A 20,181-nucleotide genomic window follows, 5' to 3' on the forward strand; every position below is an offset into this window, starting at 1 on the left:
GAACACCAGGTAGGTGCGCGCCGGGGCGGGCGCCACCGCGACCGGGGCGGGCGCGGGCGGCGGCGCCGGGGTGTAGAAGGCGTAGCGCAGGCCGAGGATGCCCGAGTGGTTGTTCACGTTGTCCGGCCGGTAGCCGCCGGTGGAGACGGTGGCGCCGATCGGGCTGACCACGCGGCCCTGCAGGCTGGAGCGCAGCGAGCCGAGGTAGCGGTACTCGGCGGTCAGCGACAGGCCGGGCACCGCCTCGATCGGGAAGGAGAGGCCGGCGATGGCCTGGTAGGCGAAGTTGCCCTCGCTGTCGGTGATGCGCAGGCGGTTGCCGCTGTTGGCGTCGCGCGTCGCGGTGAAGCCGTCGAAGTCGTTGATCAGGTAGCCGACGCCGCCGCCGATGTAGGGCGAGATGTTGGTACCGAAGGAGCTCATGTCGAAGTCGAACAGGACGTTCGTCATGACGCCGTACTGGCGCACCGTGCCGCCGATCGCGGTGAAACGCGAGGTGGCGGTCGGGCCGCCGAAGCCGCCGACGCCGCGCACGTCGTTCTCGCGGTAATTGCCCTCGACCTCGGCCCGGAAGCCGTTGCCGAAGCCCCAGCCGAGGCTGAGCAGGCCGAGCCAGCCGTCATGCGTGCGCATGGTGCCGATGGTGCTCGCCGGCAGGCTGTTCATGTAGCGGGCGCTGCGGCCGCGGGCCGAGATGTCACGCTCCTCGGAGAAATTGTAGCCGGCGCCGCCGCCCACATAGAGGCCGGTGATCGGCTGCGCCTTGGCGCCCGGGGCCATGGCGCCCGCCAGGACGGCGGAAGACAGCACGGCCGCAGCCAGCTTCGCTTTCAGGGTCACTCTTGCTCGCTCCCGCATTGGGTGGCGCATCGCGTTGATTTCAGGTGCGGCGAGAATGATCCCGTTGCGACGGGGTTACAAGCGCGCGAGACCGCCCCGGCCCGTACCATTCCGCATTGCACCCATCCCTGTTGCCCGCATGCCGCACTGCGGCAGCCGCCGGCATGCCCCTGCCCACCCGCCGATGCCCCGCCGGCCCGGCTTCACCCCTCGGCCGGATCGGGTCAGGCTGGCACCATGCCGGCCCGGACCACGGGCCCGGCCCCAACCCGCAGCCCCCAACCAGCAACCCCCAACCCGCAACCCAGGACAACCGGACGCATGACCAGCGACAGCGGCGCCGCCGAGCCCGGCACCATCGAACCCATCCCGGCCGCCCCCGCCGCCCCCGCGGAAGGTCCCCTGGACCCGGCGGCGCTCGACCGGCTCTTCCGCGCCGCGCGCACCCACAACGCTTGGCAGGACCGGCCCGTGGCGGACCGCACGCTGGAGGCGCTCTACGACCTCGTGAAATGGGGGCCGACCAGCGCCAACGCCTCGCCCGCCCGCTTCCTGTTCGTGCGCACCGCGGAGGGCAAGGCGAAGCTGAAGGAGGCGCTCTCGGCGGGCAACATCGAGAAGACCATGACCGCGCCGGTGACCGCGATCGTCGCCACCGACATGGAATTCCACGAGCGGCTGCCCTTCCTCTTCCCGCACGCCGACGCCCGCTCCTGGTTCGCCGGCAACGCGGCGCTGGCCGAGGAGACGGCGCTGCGCAACGCCACCCTCCAGGGCGCCTACCTGATCCTGGCCGCGCGCGCGCTCGGGCTCGATGCCGGGCCGATGTCGGGCTTCGACAAGGAGAAGGTGGACGCGCTGTTCCTCGCCGGCACGGGGTGGAAGTCGAACTTCCTGGTCAACCTCGGCTACGGCGACCCGGCCGGGCTGTTCCCCCGCTCGCCGCGCCTGTCCTTCGATGAGGCATGCCGGCTGCTCTGATCCTCAGGCGCCGGGACCGCCCCCGGCGCCCATCGGCTCCGCGTCCCCGATCCCCGCTCCGGCCGGCCGCCAGGCGACGTCGAGCGTCCAGAGGCGGTAGAGCGTGACGAGGCGCCGCGCCTCCGCCGCCCAGCCGTAGCGGCCGAGCGCCGCCACCCGCCCCGCCCCGCCGAGACGGGCGCGCAGCGCGGGATCCGCGAGCCGCGCCACGGCGGCGGCGACGGCCCCGGGGTCGGCGGGATCGACCACCAGCCCGCACGCCGCGTCGCGCACCACCGCCGCCACCTCCTCGGCGAAGTCGGGCACGATCACCGGCAGGCCGGCCAGCATGCAGTCGAACAGCTTGTGCGGCAGGGCGAGGCGGTGGTTCTCGATGCCGGGCTGGAACAGCACCAGCCCGATATCGGCCTCGGCGACGCGCGCCAGCGCCTCGGCATGCGGCAGCCAGGGCAGCCGCTCGATCCGCCCCCCGAGGCCGAGCGCCCTGGCACGCTCGAAGAAGGCCGGCTCGCTGCCGTCGGTGAAGCGGCCGATCAGGCGCAGCCGCGTGCCGGCGGGGGAGCGCGCCAGCGCCTCCAGCATGGCGGGCCAGCCGCGCGCCACGCCGAGCGCGCCGAGGTGGACCAGCACCGGTCCCTCGCCCGGTCCCTCGCCCCACCCTGGGCCGGGTCCGGCCCCGGGACCGGGTCCCGTACCGGCCCCCGTGCCGCTCCCGACGCCGGGCGCCGCCTCCGCGCCCCTGCCGGGCACCGCCATGCCCGGTCCCGCCGCGCGCCGGAACGGGACCACCGTGCCGCGCGGCACGGCCGCCGGCTCGTGCCGGCGCGGCGTGACCGCGACGGGCAGCGCGTAGTTGCGCACGGCGATGGTGCGGGCGGGCACGGCGAAGTCGGCATCGAGCCCGTCCTTGGCGACCACCACCGCGTCGGCGGCGCGGGCGGCGAGGCGGCAGGCGAGGCGCAGCGCCGCGCGCCCGAGCGGGCGCAGCAAGGCCGGCAGCCGCGCATCGAGCCGCGACGGGTAGTGCTCGTGCACGTCGAGCACCACGCGCGCCCCGCGCGTGGCGGGGTTGCGCAGGCCGGGCAGGCGCGCGGCCAGGATCGCCGCCACCCAGGAATCCGGTTCCGAGGCATGGAACACGGCCGCCCCGGTGGCGGCGGCGCGGCGCGCCAGGGCGGGGATGCCGAGCACCCGGCCACGCCAGCCGGCGCGGCGCGGGAAGGTCTCGATCGCGACCTCGCCGATCCGGGCCGGCGCCGGCCCGGCGGCGGCCGGGCAGAGGTGCAGCACGCGCCAGCCGGCCTCGGCCAGCGCCGCCCCCTCCTTGCGCACCACGCGCAGGTCGTCGGCCGGGTGGGCGGCGGAAAGCAGGCAGACCAGCGGTGGTCCCGCGGGCGGCCCCGCGGGGGGCGCCGCGGCGCCGGCACCACGGCCCGCCGGCCACCGCGCCCCGCTCTCCCCCCGGTCCGCCGGACGATCCCCGGAGCGGCCATCGGCGCGCGCCCATATCCGCGCCCCGGCGGGCGTCGCGAAGGCGGGCGTCGCGAAGGCCGCCGGCCCGGCGGCATGCGGGCCGGCGGGAACCAGGCGGACCGGCATCAGTCCGGGCGGCGGGCGCACGGCCGCGCCTTGCGTGGTGAGGTCGCGAGGGTTCATGCCGCGCTCCGCACGGGTTCGGCGCCGAGGAATTCCAGGAGGTGCGCGCGCATCCGCCGCCCCGCCCCGCCGTCCCAGAGCGGGATCGGCCGGGCGCGCGGCCAGACGCCCGCCAGAACCGCGGCGACGGCGGCCGCCAGCCCCTCCGGCCGCACCAGCCGGTTGGAGCCGGCGGCCAGCGTCACCGGCCGCTCGGTGGAGGGGCGCAGAGTCAGGCAGGGCAGGTCGAGCGCCGTCGCCTCCTCCTGCACCCCGCCGCTGTCGGTGGCGACCAGTCGGGCGCGGGCCAGCAGGCCGAGGAAGTCGCGGTAGCCGAGCGGCGGCAGCGCCAGCACGCCGGGCGGCGGGGCGAGGCCGAAGGCGGCGAGGCGCGCGGCGGTGCGCGGGTGCAGCGGCCAGGCGAGCGGCAGCCGCCGCGCCGCCGCCGCGATGCCGCCGAGCAGCGCGGCCAGCGTCGCCGCGTCGTCCACGTTGGCGGCGCGGTGCAGCGTGACCACGCCGTAGCCGCCGGGCGCGAGGCCCGCCGGCAGGGGCCGGGCGCGGGCGGCGTCGAGGTTGCGCAGCAGGCTGTCGATCATGGCGTTGCCGACGGCGCGCACGGCGCCCGGCGGATGGCCCTCGGCGAGCAGCCGGGCGGCGGTGGCCTCGTCGGGCGCCCAGAGCAGGTCGCTGATCGCGTCCACGGCGCGGCGGTTGATCTCCTCGGGCATGGCACGGTCGCCGCAGCGCAGCCCGGCCTCCAGGTGCGCGACCGGCAGCGCGAGCTGGCGCGCCGCCAGCGCCGCCGCCAGCGTACCGTTCACGTCGCCGGCGACGACGACGAGGTCCGGCCGGTGCGCGCGCCAGTGCGCGGCGCAGGCGAGCAGGGTGCGGGCGGTGAGTCCGGCATGGCCGTCCGCGCCCGCCGGGACCCCGCCCCCGCCGGAGGCGACGCCCCCCCCGCCGGAGGCGACGCCCAGCGAGACGTGCGGCTCGGGCAGGCCGAGATCGGCGAGATGGTCGCCGAACATGGCCGGGTCGGCGTGCTGGCCGGTGTGCAGCAGCACGACGCGGCAGGGCGGCCCGGCCGGGAGACCGTCCTCGTGCAGCGCGTGCCAGAGGGCGGCCAGCTTGGGCAGGTTGGGCCGCGCGGCGGCGACGAGATGCAGGACGGGCCGGCGGCCGGGCGACGGGCTCATGGCCGCCCGCCCGCCGTGCCGGCCGGCACGGCCTGGGGAGGACGAGCCGGCAAGGCCTGGGGAGGACGAGCCGGCACGGCCGGGGAAAGGCCGGCCGTCGCGGCATCGGGAACGCCGGCGGGTGCGGTCGCCCACCCGTTGCCGGCCGCGGCCGGCCATGGGGCGCGGCGAGCGGGGACATCCCATCCCGGCACCGCCATCCGCCCCTCCTCCCGGGCAATTCCCCTCCGGGCGCCTCCCGCCTGGACGGATCCCGCCTGGACAGATCCCGCTTGGGCAAATCCCGCCCGGGCGAATTCCCCCGGGGCAAATCCCCCATCGGTCGCACCGCCCTGGACGGCGCCTCCCCGGGCGGGCGCGGGACGCGCCGCCGCCTCGGCGGCCTCGCAGAAGCGCGCCGCCAGCAGCCGCCGGTCCCAGCGGCCCACCGCCTGCCGCCGCGCCGCCCGGCCCATCGCCTCGCGGCGCGGCCGGTCGCCGGCCAGGGCGACCAGCGCGTCGGCCAGCGCGTCGGCGTCGGCGGGCGGGGTGGCGATGCCGCAGGGGCCGTCGCAGGCCCCGCCGGCCAGCAGCCGCGCGGCGTGGCCCTCGAGGTTGGCCACCACGGGCAGGCCGGCGGCAAGGTAGTCCATCAGCTTGTTGGGGGCGGTCCACTCGGCGAATTCCGGCACCGGCGCCAGGCACTGCACGCCGATCTGGCAGCCCGCCAGCAGCGCGGCGAGCTGCCGCTTGGGCATCGGATCGAGGAAGGTGACGTTGTCGAGGGCGCTGCTCACGGCGCGCGCCGCCAGGGCGGGCTTCGCCGCGCCCTCGCCCACCAGCACGAGGCGCACCCGGCGCTCGCCGCGCGCGCGCAGCCGGGCGGCGGCGTCGAGCAGCAGGTCGAGCCCGTTGGCGCGGCCATGCGCGCCGGCATAGACCGCCAGCACCTCGTGCGGCGCCGCCTCGGGCGGCCGCCAGGGCGCGACGTGCGGGCCGAACAGGTCGAGGTCGCAGCCGTTCGGCACCACCGCGAGGCGCGCCGGGTCGGCGCCGCGCCCCAGGGCGGTCCCGGCCATGCCCTCGGAGAGCGCGACGATGCCGGCGGCGTGCTGGCAGGCGGCGTCGGCCAGCCAATCCATGGCGCCGAGCACCGGGCCGGGCACCCCCCCCAGCGCACGCGGCAGCTCGGGCCAGGGATCGCGGATCTCGAACAGGAAGGGCGTGCCGCGCAGCCGGCGCGCGAGCAGCGCCGGCAACGCCACGGTCAGGGGGGTGGAGCTGGCGATCACGAGGTCCCAGGGAAGGTGCCGGGGAAGGTGCCGGGGGAGGTGCCGGGGGAGGTGCCGGGGGCCGCCCGGCCCGACTCGCGGCTGGCCGCGCAGCGCCAGCGCGCCGGCGCGGGCGGCGAAGCGCAGGAAGGCGGCGCTGCGGCGGACCAGGCCGTCGGCGTTGCCGCAGGGGATGTCGAACTCGACGACGCGGAAGGCGCTCCCCGCCGGGCGCCCCTCGCGGCTGCCGTGGCGGAAGGGGCCGTCCAGCCCGGTGCTGGCGCCGGCGTAGCGGCCGCAGGCCAGGGTGACGGCATGGCCGCGCGCGGCGAGCGCGGTCGCCATCGCGTGCGCCCGCGTCGCGGTGGTGCCGGCGGGCGAGGAGTAGTGCTGGTGCAGGTAGAGGATGCGCAGGCCGCTCATCGGGCGCACGCCCCGATGGCGCATTCCCTGACCAGCGCGATCACCCGTTCCTGCTCGGCCACGCTCATGCCGCTGCCCGAGGGCAGGCAGAGGCCGCGCTCGAACAGCCCGGCCGCCACGGCGCCGCCGGCGCGCGGCGCGTCGCGGAACACCGGCTGCAGGTGCATCGGCTTCCACACCGGGCGGCTCTCGATGCCGGCGGCGTCGAGCCGCTGCCGCACCGCCTCGCGGTCGGCGCCGAAGCGGGCGGGATCGATCTGGACGGCGGTCAGCCAGCGCGTGGCGCGGCCCCAGCCCGCCTCGGGCATGAAGGCGAGGCCGGGCAGATCGGCGAGGCCGGCGCGGTAGCGCTCGAACACGGCGCGGCGGGCGGCGACGCGGGCCGGCAGCACGGCGAGCTGGGCCGTGCCCACGGCGGCGAGCAGGGAGGAGAGGGCGTAGGAATACCCCGTCGTCTCGTGCTGGTAGTGCGGCGCCGGCTCCCTGGCCTGGCTGGCGAGGTGGCGGGCGCGGGCGATCGGGGCGGGGTCGTCGGAGGCCAGCGCGCCGCCGCCGCCGGCGGTGACGATCTTGTTGCCGTTGAAGGAGAAGGCGGCCATGCGCGCGCCGATCCCGGCGTGCCGGCCGCGGTACAGCGCGCCCATCGCCTCGGCGCTGTCGGCGAGGACGGGCACGCCCCAGCGGTCGCAGGCAGCGCGGATGCGGTCGAGGTCGGCGCACTGCCCGTAGAGGTCGACCGGGATCACGGCGCGCGGCAGCCGGCCGCGCCGCGCGGCGGCGGCCAGCTCCCCGGCGAGCAGGTCGGGGTCGAGGGTCCAGCTCTCCGGCGAGACGTCGAGGAAGCGCGGCCGCGCGCCCATCTGCACGGCGGGGGCGATGGTGGCGATGTAGGTGAGGGTCGCGGTCCAGACCTCGTCGCCCGGCCCGAGATCCAGCACGCGGCAGGCCAGGTGCAGCGCCGCCGTGCCCGAGGCGAGGGCGACGACGTGGCGCAGGCCCGTCGCCGCGGCGATCGCCGCCTCGAAGGCGGCGGGGGCGGGGCCGGCGGGGGCGATCCAGCCGCTTTCCAGCACGGCGGCCAGCGCGGCGTGCTCGCCGCCGGCGAGATCGGGCGGCGAGAGGTACAGGCGGCGCGGCGTGGCCGGGCGGGGGCGCGGCGGCGCGGCGGGCCGGACGAAGGGGACGATGGAGGCCAATGCCTCCGCGGGAGCGCCTGACCGCATGGGACAACCCAGGGTGGTTTTCTCCAGGCTACATTACGCGCAGCAACATTCAACCATGAGTTGATTATTTCTGTGAAATCTTTGGCGCCCGATCGGCGCCCCGCCCCTCGAAGCGCGGCATGGTGGCATGCCCCGGGGCCGACACGCCGGTGCCGCGCAGCAGCATCAGGCCCGTCCGGCGGAGGATGGCGAGGTCGCCGCGCAGCGTGGGGCCGGCGGCGTAGCGCGCGTCGAGCTCCAGCCGGGCGTCCCAGGGCACGGCGTTGCGCCCGGCGGCCTGGGCCAGCCCGGCGAGGCCGGGGCGGACCAGCAGCCGTTCCGCCTGGCGCGGCGAGTAGAGCGGCAGGTAGTCGAGCGGCAGCGGGCGCGGGCCGACCAGGCTCATCTCGCCCCGCAGCACGTTGACGAGCTGCGGCAGCTCGTCGAGCGCCGAGGCTCGCAGGGCACGGCCGAACCGGCCGAGCCGGGCGGCATCCGATCCCTCCCCCTCCCGCATGCTGCGGAACTTCAGCACCGGGAAGGGGCGCCCGTGGCGGCCGGCGCGCCGCTGCCGGAACAGCACCGGCCGGCCGAGCGCGAGGCGCACCGCGAGCGCCAGCAGCAGCAGCAGCGGCAGGGTGGCCAGCAGCAGCAGCGCGGCGCCGGCGAGGTCCAGCGCGCGCTTGCCGCCGCGCGCGTACCAGCCCGGAGCGGCCGGCGGGCTCATGCCGGCACCGGTGGCGCGCCGGGCGGCGGGGCGGCCGGCGGGACGGCCAGTGGGGCGGCCAGTGGGGCGCTCAGTGGGGCGCTCAGTGGGACGGCCAAAGGGGCAAAAGCCGGGGTGGGCGGGTGGGGAGAGGCCGCCGGCCCGGCGCGCCGGCGCGGGCCGGGCGTGGCGGCGGGGCGCACCTCCAGCCCCAGGCTGAGCGTGAGGCCGAGGGCGAACCAGGCCATGCGGTTGCCGAGGTCGGTGGAGACCAGCAGCGACAGCGCCACCGGCAGCACCAGCGCGGCGATGCGCGCGGCGCGCTCCGGCGGCACGCGCGGCAGCAGCCGCAGCGCCGCGGCCAGCGCGCCGCCGAAGGCGCCGAGCCAGAGCAGCAGGCCGGGCAGCCCGGCCTCGGCCAGCGCCTCCAGCGCGTGGTTGTGCGGGTAGAGGCCGCGGCGCTCGCCATGGCCGGCGGCGATGGTGAAGGCCCCGGTGCCGAGGCCGAGCGGCGCCGTCTCGCCGGCCCGGCGCAGCGCCTCGCCCCAGAGCGCGGCGCGGCCGGAGCTTTCGGCCATCTGCCCGACGGTCAGCCGCTCCAGGGTGCGCAGCCCGGCGGCGCGCCCCGGATCGGCCAGCAGCGCGGCGAGGCCGAGCGCCCCGGCCAGCGCGACGGCGCCGGCCCAGGCGAGCGCCGCCCCGGCGCGCCCTTGCAGCAGGAAGCGCAGCGACGGCGCCAGCGCCACGGCGAGGCCGAGCCCGGCCAGCGCCGTCCGGCCGCCCGGCAGCAGCACCCCGGCAGCCAGCGCGGCCACCAGCGCCAGCCAGGGCAGCCGGGCGAGGCCGCGCGCCGCCGTGGCGCGCAGCGCGGCGAGGCCGGCGGCGCAGGCCATGGCGAGGCCGGCGAGCTGGTACTGCACGCGGGCGAGGTCCGGGTTGGCGGTGGCCGCGTCGCCGCCCAGCACCACCGTGCCGGCGGCGAGGCCGAGCGCCACGGCGGCGGCGACGAAGCCGCCGATCAGCAGCGTGGCGGCGCAGAAGCGGCGGTGCGCGGCGGCGTCGGCGCCGATGGCCAGGCCGGCGAGCAGCATGGCGGGGCCGAGCAGCACGATCTCGGGCAGCTTGTCGGGCAGCACCGCGACGGAGGGGCTCCAGGTGCCGGCCAGCACCAGCCACAGCCACAGCCCGCCGGCCGCGAGCAGCGGCGGGCCGAGCAGCGGCGAGACCCGCCAGCGGCGCGTGGCCAGCAGCAGCGCCAGCGAGGGCAGCAGCAGCGCGGCGGCGGCGGCGGTGAGGTCGAAGGGCAGGCGCGCCAGGGGGGGCGCGGACTTCAGCGCGCCGGCGAAGTGCATGGCGGCGGCGAGCGGTCCGGCGGCGGCGGCGAGGGACGGGGCGGCGAGCCTCATGGCGGCGGGGCGGGCCTGCGCCGGCTTCCAACCGGCCCTCGGGGAAGGCGCCGCCTTCCCCGAACCCCATCCGGCAGGAGGGCGAGGCCCTCCTGCCCCTCTCTTCGTTTGTGCCTCGGCTGTTGCAACCGCCGGGCCGTCCCTTCCGGACCGGGGGATCCGAGGGGCCGCCGCCCCCGGGGGGGAGCCGGGGCGGCCGCCGGGGCGTGAGGATGCCCGGGTAAGGCGAGTCCCTCCCCGGAAAGGAGGCGTGCGGGTCCGTTCACGCCACCGGCTCCGGCAGCCGCGCCGGCGCCTCGGCCGCGGCGGCGAGGATCAGGCATGCCGCCGCGAGCAGCACCGCCATCGGCGCCGCCACGGCCAGCAGCACCAGCAGCAGCGGCCGGTTCGGCAGGCTCGGGCGCAGTTCCACGGCGGGGGCGGCGACGAGGCGGGCGGCCACCGCCTCGTCCGCCTCGGCCACCAGCTCGACGCGCTGGCTCTGCCCGAGCAGGTCGTAGAGCGTGTTGCGAAGGTACACGTCGCTCTCGCGGCCGAGGCGCCGGCCGATCGCGGCGATCCGCCCGCGCGCGAGCTGGGCGAGGTCGGCGCGCACCTTGCCCTCGGCATAGGCGTGCAGGCGGCGGAGCATGTCGAGCGCCGCCGCGCGCTCGGGCCAGGAGAGGGTGACGGTCCAGGTGACGGAGCCCAGGCTCTGGGTCGCGGCGAGGTTGCGCTCCAGCCAGTCCAGCGCGTCGTCCGCATCGGCCTCGAGGCGCAGGTCGAAGGTGCGCCGCACCCAGCCGCCGAGGCCGGCGGCCCGGCGTTCCGCGAGGCCGGCGAGGAGCGGCGTCTCGCGCGCCAGCAGGGCGGCGGCCTCGGGCGAGCGCAGAGCGCCGAGATAGACCGCGAAATTGCCGGCCGGACCGCTGTCGAGCAGCCCGCCGCCGCCGCCGATCAGCGGCACCGGCGAGAGCAGCGAGGAGGTGGCGATGCCGGTGGTCTCGGCCGGTGCCACGGTGGCCTGCGCCAGGTAGGCGCTCGGCCACAGCAGGATGCCGGCGGCGCCGGCGGCGTAGAGCAGCGACGTCGCCAGCAGCAGGGCGAGGCGGCGGCGCCACAGGGCCCGCAGCAGGGCCCCGAGGGGCATGCCGCGCGCGCCATCGGGATCCGGCACGGCACCGCGCGGCGGTGCCGGGACCAGGGTACCATCCATGGTTGTTCGTATCGGGGAGGGTGCGTATCGGGCCGCCTAGGCGGCCGGGCGGGCGTGCCTGGACAGCGGCATCATCGCCTGGCCGCCCGCCCCGAGGGGATCGGCGGCGGGGGCGGGCTGGACGGCCGCGGGGAAGACCGTGGTGAGGTCGATCAGGTCCACCACGCTGAGCAGCGCGTCGCCCGCCTTGCGGAAACCGAGGTAGTGGGCCTGCACGGCCAGCGCCTGCAACGGGCGAAGGATCTCCTGGCGCAGCGTCTCGGGGTCCGACCGGCCCGCCGGCTCGGTCCCGCCAGGCTCCTCGAACAGGGGAAACGGATCAGCAGCGATGGCGGTCATGCGGCTCAATCCCTCGGGGCTAGCGGGGCCTCCATCACATTAACCTTTTGGTGATAGGTAGTCATCAAGAATTTGTTACTTACGCTTCGGTACTTTATGGTCCGGTTTATACCCGTATTCGTAGTTTTGTTGCGATGCAGCTTCGCGTGAGACTCCGGGCGGGATTCAGGCAATCCCGTCACGATCGGGAAATCGCCGGCGGCGTCGCGCCATGCCGGGCGGCCCTACGGCAGCCGGATGACGGTACGGAACCACGACACCGGTGCCGCCGCCCAGGCCTCCAGCACCGGCACCGGCGAGACGTGCCCGTAGCGCGGGCTCTCCACGCCCTGCCGCAGGACCAGCCGCAGCGGCGCATCCGATTCCAGCGAGAGCCGCGCCAGCGGGCCGGCGACGCCGTTGCCGGTGAGCTGCCAGTCGGACGGGGCGAGGCGCCAGCGCAGGATGGCGCCGCCGAACGGCCCGCCCACGCGGTCCTCCACGTTCCAGCACCGGCCGGCGACGGCGACGGTGCGGGCATGGCGGTTGCCGCGCGCGTCGCGATAGGCGGCGCCGCCCGGCAGCGCCCGGCAGCGCGGCCAGCGGGCGAACAGGAAGCGCGAGAGGCGCGGCATCTGGTCCATGCCTGCCATCGGGCCTGCCATCGGGCCTGCCATCGGGCCTGACGGCGGCGCCGGCGACGGGCCGGCGACGCCGGCCGGCAGGAAGCAGATCGTGTTGTGGGCGGCGGTGCCGGGGAAGTGGTCCGACCACCAGCCCGATCCCGCCGGCGGGTTGTAGCTGCCCGTGCCGGCATCCCGCAGCAGGTTCAGCGTGCCGTCCCAGAGGTCGAGGTGCAGCAGGTCGGCATGGCCGGGGCGGAAGCGGAGCGGGCCGGTACGCAGCACCGCCCAAGCAGGCGTGGGGTCCGGCGCGGGGTCCGGCGCGGGGTCGGGCGCGCCAGCGGATCCGGAGGCGCACCCGGAGACGCGCCCAGGGGCGCAGGTGGAGGCGCCCCCTGAGGCCGCGGAACCCCGCGGCGGATCGGGCCTCCGATCGGGCGCCGCATCGACCGCCACCCCGGCCGCCCGCACGGCGCCGCCCTCTCCCCGCCGGCCATCCGCCCGCCCCTCCCGTGCCCGAGCCTCCGTCGCCGCCCGGGACTCCACGCCCGCGCCCCCTTCCGGGGCCATCCCCGCCGGTCCCCCGGCCCGGTCCCTCGCCATGCCGCGGCCCGGACCGCGGAAGCCGGCCCAGCCCATGGCGCGCCAGGCCGCGGGACGGTCGAAGGCCGGACCGGGCGCGGCCGGGCCCAGCCCCAGCCCCAGCCCCAGCCCCAGCCAGCGGCAGCCGGGGTCCTCCGGGAAGCCCGCGCAGCGGCCGCGGAACAGCAGCGCCGCGCGCTGCAGGCTCCCCGAGGCGTTGCCGGGGCCGGCGAGCGACAGGTCGGCCAGCGCGGAATCGTCGCAGTGGCCGAGCCGCGGCATCGACCCGTCCGGCGCGGTGCAGCGATGCAGCCAGCCCGCCAGGGCGGCGGCGCGCGCGCGGGCCGTGCCGTCCGGGCCGGGATGGCCGTGCCGTCCGGCCAGCAGGGCGGCGAGCGACAGCACGTCGAGCGCGAGCCGCGCATAGCCGGCGCTGGGCTGGGCGAAGCCGCCATCCGGCGCGATCAGCCGGCGCGCGGCGCGCGAGAGCCGGCGCGCGCCCCGGTCGGCCAGGCCGGGCTCGCGCAGCAGCAGGCCGCAGGCGAGCAGGCCGGCGGCCTCGGAGAGCGGATGGTTGTTGTCCTGCGCCTCGGCATAGGCGGCGGTGGCCAGGAGGCGCGCCGCGTGATGGCCGAGCAGGGCGCGCATGGCCGGCGTGGGGGCGGGGATGGGCGCATGGCCGGCCTCCAGCAGCGCCAGCGCCAGGGCGAGGTGGAGGACGCGCAGCGCCGCCTCCTGTCCGCAGGCCCAGTTGGGGCCGAGGAAGGCGGGGTTGGCCGCGCTCCAGTCGGCGAGCAGCGACTCGGCGCGGCCGGCATGCCCCGCCGCCGGCTCCAGCCGATGTGCCTGCGCCAGCAGCGGCAGCCAGGCCAGCCGGTTGCGCTCCTAGACCGGCCGCACGTCGCCGGGGCCGAACAGGTCCAGGCCGAGCGACGGGGCATGGGCGGCGAAGGGGCCGTGCCAATCGGGAGCGGGGCCGGGAGCGGGGCCGGGGACGGCGCCGGGAGCGGCGGGCGCGGCGCGGATGGCGGCCAGCACGGCGTCGCGGGCACCGGCGGGCAGGTCCGGTGGCGGCGTCGGCACGGACGGGACCGCGAGGAACCGGCCGGCGGGCCTTCCCTCGCGAGCGGCCGCGGCATCCGCCTGCCGCGCGAGTTGCCGCGCGAGGGAGCGTTGCGGCACGCCGCAACCCAGCCGCAGACGATGCCAGAACCAGTGGCCGATGGCGCGTGGCCCGAGCCGCAACGCCGCATCGGCCGCGAGGAGGATGTTTCCCAATGCAACCCGTCGTTGGACCCCGGTCGGACTGTATGCTATAACCAGGTTCACGGTTTCGTCAGCCGACTGCCGCGAACGGGGACTCAACAATCGGAATGCGCACCAAGACCGGTGCCGGCGGCACAGGGGCGCACCTTCGGACCGGGGGCATGGCCCCGGCGCTGGCGGAACCGGCGGTGCGGGGCGGCCGGGGGCGCCGACCGGTCCCGCGCTCCGGCCCCGCGCGGCATGACGGGGCAGCGGGCACGCCCGGCCCGATGGCGACGCAGGGCATGGGACACGCCCTTCCCGACCTTCCTCCCGCCGTTCCACCCGCTTTCCCGCCGCGCCGCACCCGGCCTCGCCTCCGCGTCGGCACCCTGCTGCGCCTGGTTCTCTGCGCCGCGCTGCTGCCGCCGCCGCCGGCCGCCCTGGCGCAGGCGGGCGGCGGCGGCTCCCCCTACCTGCTACCGCCGAGCCTGCCCTCGACCCTGCCGGGCGGCGGCGCCCTGCCCGGCCTGTCGCCCGGGACCCAGCAGGACATCCTGCAACGCATCCTCGATGCCGCGGCCGGGCGCGCGATGCCGGGCGTCGCCCAGGCCCTGCCGCCGGCCGCCGCGCCGGCGGCGACGGGCGCGCCCTTCCCCGCCCCCGCCAGCCCCCCCGCCCCGCCGGTGCCGGAGCCGCCGCTCTCCAACACCGAGAGCTTCTTCGCCGCGCGGCTCGACGCGCCGCTGCGGCAATTCGGCTACGACAGCTTCGCGGCGCCGCCGGGCACGGCGGCGGTGGGCATGTCCTTCGGCGCGCTGCCCGACGACTACGTGGTGGGCCGCGACGACGAGGTGGTGCTGGCCTTCCGCGGCCGCTCCCGGCAGACGCTCTCGCTGCGCGTCTCGCGCGATGGCACGCTGCTGCTGCCCGACCTCGCCCCGGTGCCCGCCGCCGGCCGCACCCTGCGCGAGCTGCGCGCCGACCTGGAGGCGCGGGCGGCGCGCGACCTCGGCGGCTCCGAGGTGTTCGTCTCGATCGGCCAGATCCGGCAGATGAGCGTGTTCGTGGGCGGCGAGGTGGCGCGCCCCGGCTACGTGCCGCTGACCGCGCTGGCCTCGGTGCTCGACGCGCTGATCGCGGCGGGCGGCGTCAAGCGCACCGGCAGCCTGCGCGCGGTGCGCGTCGGCGGGCCGCGCGGGACGCGCACGGTCGACCTCTACGGGGTGATCGCCGGCACGGGCGGGGCGGCCGACCTCTCGCTGCGCGAGGGCGAGCGCATCCTGGTGCCGCCGCTCGGCGGCGTCGCGGCGGTCGGCGGCGACGTGACCCGGCCGGCGATCTACGAGCTGCCGGCGGGCGCGGCGGCGATCCGGCTCGACGCGCTGCTGGCGCTGGCCGGGCAGCCGCTGCGCCCGGCCGGCAACCGCTTCCTGCTGCAGTCGAACGACGCGCAGGGCCGGCGCGCCTATGCCGAGATCGGGCCGGGCGCGGCGGTGCGGCGCGGCGACGTGGTGCTGGTGCAGCCCGGCACGGACGTGGTGAGCAACCAGCTCCGCCTCGCCGGCCACGTCACCGTGCCGCTGACCCGCGCCGCCGCCGGCCGCGGCGCCACGCTGCGCGGGCTGCTGGCCGACCCGCGGCTGGTGCGGGCCGACCCGTATCCGCGCCTGGCCGCCATCTACCGCACCGACCGCGCGACGCGGGCGCGGCGCTTCGTGCCCTTCGACCTCGGCCGGCTGCTGCAGGGCGGCGGCGACATGGCGCTGGAGGAGGGGGACGAGGTGGTGATCCTCGCCCTCGCCGACGTGCAGTGGCTGGCCAGCACCCCGGTGCAGACCGCGCTGCGCGGGCAGTTGCCGGACCCGGTGGTGCCGCCCGCGCCCGCCGGGCCGGTGCCGGCCTTCGCGACCCTGCCCGGCGCCTCGGCGGCTGCGGCGCCGGGGGCGGCGCCCGGCACCCTGCCCGGCCTGCCGGGCGCGGCACCGGTGGTGGTGCCGGGCGTGGCGCCCGGCCTGCCCGGCCCGCCGGCGCAGCCCGACTGCCCGGCGCTGACGCAGCTCGCCATCGCGGCGCGGCAGTCGCCGCTGCGCTTCGCGCATGCGCGCGGGGCGGGCTTCCCCAACCTCGGCAACCCGCCCTGCCCGCAGGTCTTCCGCGACTATCCGGACCTGCTGCCCTACCTGCTCGACCAGTCCGTGCTGATCGCGGGCGAGGTGCGCCGGGCGGGTCTCTACCCGGTGGTGAACGGCACCGGGCTGGACCAGGCGCTGGCCGCCGCCGGCGACGCGCTGGAGACCGCGGACCTCTCGGCGGTGGAGTTCGCGCGCGAGCCGACCGAGGGCGCGGGGGCGATCCCGCTGCAGCGGACGCTGCTCGACCTGCGCTCGCGCAATTTCGCCGCCGTGCGCCTCTCCCCGCGCGACGCGGTGCGCATGCCGCGCGGCTTCGGCGACCGCGACACCGGCTCGGTGACGGTGCAGGGCGAGGTGCTGCGGCCCGGCACCTACGACATCCGTCGCGGCGAGCGCCTATCCGAGCTGCTGGCCCGGGCCGGCGGGCTGACGCCGCAGGCCTATCCCTACGGCGCCGTGTTCACGCGCGACAGCGTGCAGCAGCGCCAGCAGGAGGGGTTCGAGCGGGTCGCGCGGCAGCTGGAGAGCAACCTGACGGCGGTGGCGACCGGGCAGGCCCTGGCCGGGGTGGGCGGGCAGGCCGGGGCGGCGGCGGGCAGCGTGGCAGGCGCCGTCGAGGCCGGGCGGTCGCTGGCCGTGTCGATCCGGCAGGCGCGCGCGGCGGGGCGGAGGTGGTTCCGCCAGCAACCGCAGATTTCCGCCGATTTCTGTTTGGCCCTGTGTTCCGTCCCCTATTCCATCCCCTAATGAGCGTAGTGGCTGGACGCCTGTCTCCGACGGTGTCGGGCGGCTTGATGCCACGCCTTGCAGCGCATGTCAGAGCGCACCGCCGACCGCTTCCCACACCTCTGCCAGGGTGCCGCGGTATTACGCGATCGCAACTTGTTGCCCCTGAACCAGCCCAACCAGGGCGGCTTTTCTGGAGTGATACACCATGGACGCGGACCTGATCGAAGCCATCGCCCGGGTCTTGGTCGAGGCTGGGGAGACCTTGCCCGGCACCTGTATCCCGGTGATCACCGCCGAGGATCTGGCGAAGGTCGCTCTGGCGACCGTTGCAGCGGCGGGGTTCGATCTCGTGCGGCGCGGACCAGGCTAGTTGTGCAGCCCTGCCGCCCGGAACAGCAGCGCCCGAACAGCATCGGCAACATCGTCAGCGGGCACACCGGCGCGGTCAGCCTGCAACTCCGCCAGCAGCCCCCCATCGACGTTCTGCAAGGCCTCCACGACCACATCCATGCCTTCCTGGTTCGACAGCAAGCCCTTCCTGCGGAGCGCGTTGACCAGCTCCGTCACCAGTGCCAGGGCAAGGAGGGCGGCGCTGTCGCGCCGTACCTCCCGGATGTGGGCGGGCGGGATCGGGTCATTGCTCATAAGGCCAGTCTACTGCCCGCGTGCCGCTCGCCAACGGGTAACCATGTCGGCGGAAACGTCGGCTGGGTAGCAAAGCGGCACCGCGCCACCCTGCCGGCTGTAGGCACTGCGGCGGCCGCAACTCGATCCATTACGAGCCGATTGGTAGGGGCAAGCACATGGGCGGCCGGTAGCGTTGTAGGTCTCGATACTCTCGGTGATCAGGCGTGCACGGATCTGCTCATCGGAAAGGAACGGCTCTCGCGCATGCACCATGGGTCCAGGTGCCAGGAGACCCAAGATCGCGATGGCCGGCAGGCAGATTTGCTTGAAGTGGCTCATGAACAGGATACTCGGGCTGATAAGCAGCCTTGCGCTCCACTGCCTGCCTCCCTGGCGGGCGTAGCGCCAAGCTGCCGATAGAGAACTCGTATCGAGTCCGCCATCATTATTCAATCACTGGTTGATTATCTCCGCCAGAGCAGTTGCTTCTGCCTCCTCACGCGTCAGGCCGGCGTCGTATTCCAGGATCGCGGACCGTTCCTCGTAGGCATCACGGCGGCTGATCTCGGCCGCCGACAGGGGCTGGGGTGGCACCCCGGGCAGGCGCCACCTTGCCAAGCGAGAGGGCAAACGCAGTTTTTCCACCCCCTCTATCGTTTTCCGGTCGGAACCGGTCGGAACCGTCGGAACCGCTGATCCTGACTGCAACTTTGCGGTTCCGACCACTTCTGGGAGGTCGGAACCGGTCGGAACCGGAACGGATTTCGCGGGGGCGGGGTGGGTCATGCCGCCCTGCCCTCCGGCTCGTTGGGGGTCAGGATGTTCGCCTTGACCGCATAGACCCGCGTCTTGCCGAGACCGGGGATGACGGCCCGCTTCGCCAGGTTCTTGCCTTCGCCCGGCTCCAGGTGCCCTGCCGCCAGGAGGGTCCGTGCCACCTCGGCCGCGTCCAGTCCGTCACAGACCTCGGCGCGCCACGTCTCGGGGTGGATCAGGTAGAGGTCGGAACCGTCGGGCTGCCGTCGGCGCCAGCCTGCACGGTTGACCACCGGCCGGGCGGGGTCGAGTACCTCCTCGACGGTGCCGTCGTGGTTGATCCGGATCGGCTGAAGGCGGCTCGCCCCGTGCTGGACGAGCCAGAGCCGGACCTTGGCGAGATGCGCCGCCTCCTCGCCGCTGCCGTCCCCGCCGCGCCGGCCGCGCCAGAGTTCGAGCACCGTGGCGGCCGCCGCCGTCGCCGCCTCCCTCGGCCAGGGCAGCACGCCCAACTCGGCCGCGATCTCGCCGGCGGCGGCCACCAACGCCAGGCGCCGCGCCACCTCGCGGACCTGCGGATCAGCCCCGGCCGGGACGTGGGTGGCGAGGAAGGCGGTGCGTTGCTCGGCGATCGTGGCCGGCAGCAGGTCTGGATCCCCGGCGCGGGAGGCAGCGACCTGCGCCAGGAAGGCGCGGGCGGCGGTGCCATGCTGGCGGTTGGCGGCCATGGCGAGGTCAGCGCATAGGGCCTGGAAGTCCGCCCGGCTGTGCAGCGCCGGCCAGAGCGCGGCTGGCAGCGGGACGGAGGGCAGCCGCACCTCGGCGCCGGGCGGGACCCGTTGCCCGCCCTTCTGAGCGAGAGTGGGGACGTCGATTTCGCCGTTCGAGAGGTAGAAGGTGCGCCAGGTGCGCCGCCGGCGGGCACTGGCATCGGCCCGCAGCCGGCCTTTGCCGCCGCCGTTGCCCATCGCGTAGATCGCGCCCACCACGTCGCGCGGCTCGGCCTGCTGCACCTCGTCCAAGGTTAGCAGCCCGTCCGCCGCCTCCTCGCAGGCGGCCTCCAGGGCATTGGCCGTGGTCCGCCAATCGCGCAGGGCGCCGGCCTTGTCGGGCGGGCCCCACGCGCTGGCGGCCATCTTCATGGCGACGGTCTTGCCCCGCTTGCTGGGCCCGAACAGGTGGACGCCGCCGCCATCCTCGCCGGCGATCTCCAGCAGCGGCCCGACGAAGGCGGCCGACAGGCAGAACACCGCCACCGGGTTGCCGACGGCGAGCGCCGCCACCTGCTCCCGCCATGCCTCCAGCGTGCCGGCGGTGGCGACCCGGCGCGCGGCGTCCTCGGCCGGGGCCTGCAGCACCAGCGGCTCGGCGGTGGCGCCGATCGGCGTGCCGTCGGCCAGCACGTAGCCCGGCGGGCCACCGGCCGGGGCGTGCCAGCCGGTGCGCGGCACCGCCGTGACGCGGGTGGCGGTCTCCACCTCGCCCAGCGCCTGCCGCAGCAGCGCGCGGGCCTCGGCGGTGGCGCCGATCCGCAGACCGCCATCGGCCAGCTCGGCCTCCAGCACGCCAGGGTCGGTGGTGAGCAGCCGCCGCTGCATCGCCCAGCGGTGTGGCCGGCCGTCCCGGTCCCGCCAGGCCAGCCACAGGCCCCAGGACTGGCCGGCCCCGGTGCGGCTCTCGCCCAGCACCTCGAAGGGCGCGCTGACCAGCACCGGCATCGAGTCGTCGCCGTCGCTGAGGAAGACCAGCCCGCGTGCCTCCATGCGGAAGCCGGGCGGCCAGATCACGGCGCCGGCGGTGCCGCGCAGCTGCTCCCGCTCGGCGGCCTCGCGCTCCTGGAAGGCCTGCCGGCGGAGGGCGTGAACCGCCTTCACCAGGTCCTTCACGGTCATGCCGAGGCGCGAGGCGGCGGCACGGCGCTCCTGCGCGAACTCCACGCCCGACAGCTTGGCGAGGCGCGCCATCTCCAGCGCGGTGGCGGCCCGGTCGGGCTCGGGCGGCTCGGGGACCGCTGTCTCCTCCGGCCCCGCGTCCGGCTCCGGTGGCTCGGCGCGCGGCCGGCGCGCGGCGCGTACCTGCTTGTCGAGCGTGCCGATGCGGCAGCCGAGGCGGGCGGCGGCGGCCTGTCGCTCGCGGTCGTACTCGACGGGCGCCAGGGCGGCGAGGCGGGCGATCTCCTCGGCCATGGGCAGGTTGATCACCTGTCCCATCGGCGTCTCGTCTCGGCCGGACGTGGGCATGGCCGTGTCCATCAGCGCGCGCCCTCCGCCCGGAGGTTGCCGGCGTCGGTCCGCTGCGACACGGCCCAGCGGGCGATGGCCTCGCCTTC

General features: G+C 76.7%; 17 protein-coding genes. 3 read left to right on the forward strand and 14 right to left on the reverse strand.

Annotated elements, in window-relative coordinates:
- Positions 1 to 840, reverse strand: an 840-nt coding sequence (locus tag M0638_RS26685) for an outer membrane protein (protein ID WP_248669994.1), incomplete at its 3' end; no start/stop codon positions are given.
- Between the two features lie 321 nt (positions 841 to 1,161).
- On the opposite strand from M0638_RS26685, the gene M0638_RS26690 reads away from it, so the two are divergent.
- The gene (locus M0638_RS26690; protein WP_248669995.1) at positions 1,162 to 1,821 is read left to right on the forward strand and encodes a malonic semialdehyde reductase; all 660 of its coding nucleotides are present in this window, start codon (positions 1,162 to 1,164) and stop codon (positions 1,819 to 1,821) included.
- Between the two features lie 3 nt (positions 1,822 to 1,824).
- On the opposite strand, the gene M0638_RS26695 is transcribed toward M0638_RS26690, so the two are convergent.
- The 10 genes from M0638_RS26695 to M0638_RS26745 all read right to left on the reverse strand — a co-directional run bounded on the left by M0638_RS26695 (position 1,825) and on the right by M0638_RS26745 (position 13,638).
- A complete protein-coding gene (locus tag M0638_RS26695) occupies positions 1,825 to 3,477 on the reverse strand; it encodes a glycosyltransferase (protein WP_248669996.1) in 1,653 nt (550 codons plus the stop codon).
- Positions 3,474 to 4,655 (reverse strand): non-hydrolyzing UDP-N-acetylglucosamine 2-epimerase, encoded by a 1,182-nt coding sequence (wecB, locus tag M0638_RS26700; RefSeq protein ID WP_248669997.1) that lies wholly within the window; start codon positions 4,653 to 4,655, stop codon positions 3,474 to 3,476. Before wecB ends, M0638_RS26695 begins: the two co-directional genes overlap by 4 nt.
- Positions 4,652 to 6,328, reverse strand: a complete 1,677-nt coding sequence (locus tag M0638_RS26705; protein WP_248669998.1) for a glycosyltransferase family 4 protein — start codon at positions 6,326 to 6,328, stop codon at positions 4,652 to 4,654. Before M0638_RS26705 ends, wecB begins: the two co-directional genes overlap by 4 nt.
- Positions 6,325 to 7,524, reverse strand: a complete 1,200-nt coding sequence (locus M0638_RS26710; protein WP_248669999.1) for a DegT/DnrJ/EryC1/StrS family aminotransferase — start codon at positions 7,522 to 7,524, stop codon at positions 6,325 to 6,327. Before M0638_RS26710 ends, M0638_RS26705 begins: the two co-directional genes overlap by 4 nt.
- 91 nt (positions 7,525 to 7,615) lie before the next feature.
- Positions 7,616 to 8,257, reverse strand: a complete 642-nt coding sequence (locus M0638_RS26715) for a sugar transferase (protein WP_248670000.1) — start codon at positions 8,255 to 8,257, stop codon at positions 7,616 to 7,618.
- Positions 8,254 to 9,642, reverse strand: coding sequence for an O-antigen ligase family protein (locus M0638_RS26720; protein WP_282572320.1), 1,389 nt, complete (start codon positions 9,640 to 9,642; stop codon positions 8,254 to 8,256). The genes M0638_RS26715 and M0638_RS26720 overlap by 4 nt, the downstream gene beginning before the upstream one ends.
- Positions 9,643 to 9,904: 262 nt before the next feature.
- Positions 9,905 to 10,771, reverse strand: a complete 867-nt coding sequence (locus tag M0638_RS26730; protein ID WP_248670002.1) for a hypothetical protein — start codon at positions 10,769 to 10,771, stop codon at positions 9,905 to 9,907.
- Positions 10,772 to 10,873: 102 nt separating this feature from the next.
- Positions 10,874 to 11,176, reverse strand: a complete 303-nt coding sequence (locus tag M0638_RS26735) for a hypothetical protein (protein WP_248670003.1) — start codon at positions 11,174 to 11,176, stop codon at positions 10,874 to 10,876.
- A 224-nt stretch (positions 11,177 to 11,400) separates the two neighbouring features.
- On the reverse strand, positions 11,401 to 13,233 hold the full coding sequence (locus M0638_RS26740; protein WP_345893077.1) for a heparinase II/III domain-containing protein: 1,833 nt from the start codon (positions 13,231 to 13,233) through the stop codon (positions 11,401 to 11,403).
- A gap of 12 nt (positions 13,234 to 13,245) precedes the next feature.
- Positions 13,246 to 13,638 (reverse strand): hypothetical protein, encoded by a 393-nt coding sequence (locus M0638_RS26745; RefSeq protein ID WP_248670004.1) that lies wholly within the window; start codon positions 13,636 to 13,638, stop codon positions 13,246 to 13,248.
- Between the two features lie 272 nt (positions 13,639 to 13,910).
- On the opposite strand from M0638_RS26745, the gene M0638_RS26750 reads away from it, so the two are divergent.
- Positions 13,911 to 16,487: an SLBB domain-containing protein gene (locus tag M0638_RS26750; protein ID WP_248670005.1), complete on the forward strand. Its 2,577-nt coding sequence runs from the start codon at positions 13,911 to 13,913 to the stop codon at positions 16,485 to 16,487.
- A 187-nt stretch (positions 16,488 to 16,674) separates the two neighbouring features.
- Positions 16,675 to 16,839 (forward strand): hypothetical protein, encoded by a 165-nt coding sequence (locus tag M0638_RS26755; protein WP_248670006.1) that lies wholly within the window; start codon positions 16,675 to 16,677, stop codon positions 16,837 to 16,839.
- Here the strand turns inward: M0638_RS26755 and M0638_RS26760 are convergent.
- The 3 genes from M0638_RS26760 to M0638_RS26770 form a co-directional block, all read right to left on the reverse strand.
- Entirely contained in the window at positions 16,836 to 17,114 is a 279-nt protein-coding gene (locus M0638_RS26760) for a hypothetical protein (RefSeq protein ID WP_248670007.1), read from the reverse strand. The genes M0638_RS26755 and M0638_RS26760 overlap by 4 nt on opposite strands.
- 435 nt (positions 17,115 to 17,549) lie before the next feature.
- Positions 17,550 to 17,882, reverse strand: coding sequence for a hypothetical protein (locus M0638_RS26765; protein WP_248670008.1), 333 nt, complete (start codon positions 17,880 to 17,882; stop codon positions 17,550 to 17,552).
- A complete protein-coding gene (locus M0638_RS26770; protein ID WP_248670009.1) occupies positions 17,879 to 20,092 on the reverse strand; it encodes a DUF927 domain-containing protein in 2,214 nt (737 codons plus the stop codon). The genes M0638_RS26765 and M0638_RS26770 overlap by 4 nt, the downstream gene beginning before the upstream one ends.
- Between the last annotated feature and the right edge of the window lie 89 nt (positions 20,093 to 20,181).

This window comes from Roseomonas acroporae (assembly GCF_023223525.1).
Classification (GTDB): domain Bacteria; phylum Pseudomonadota; class Alphaproteobacteria; order Acetobacterales; family Acetobacteraceae; genus Roseomonas_E; species Roseomonas_E acroporae.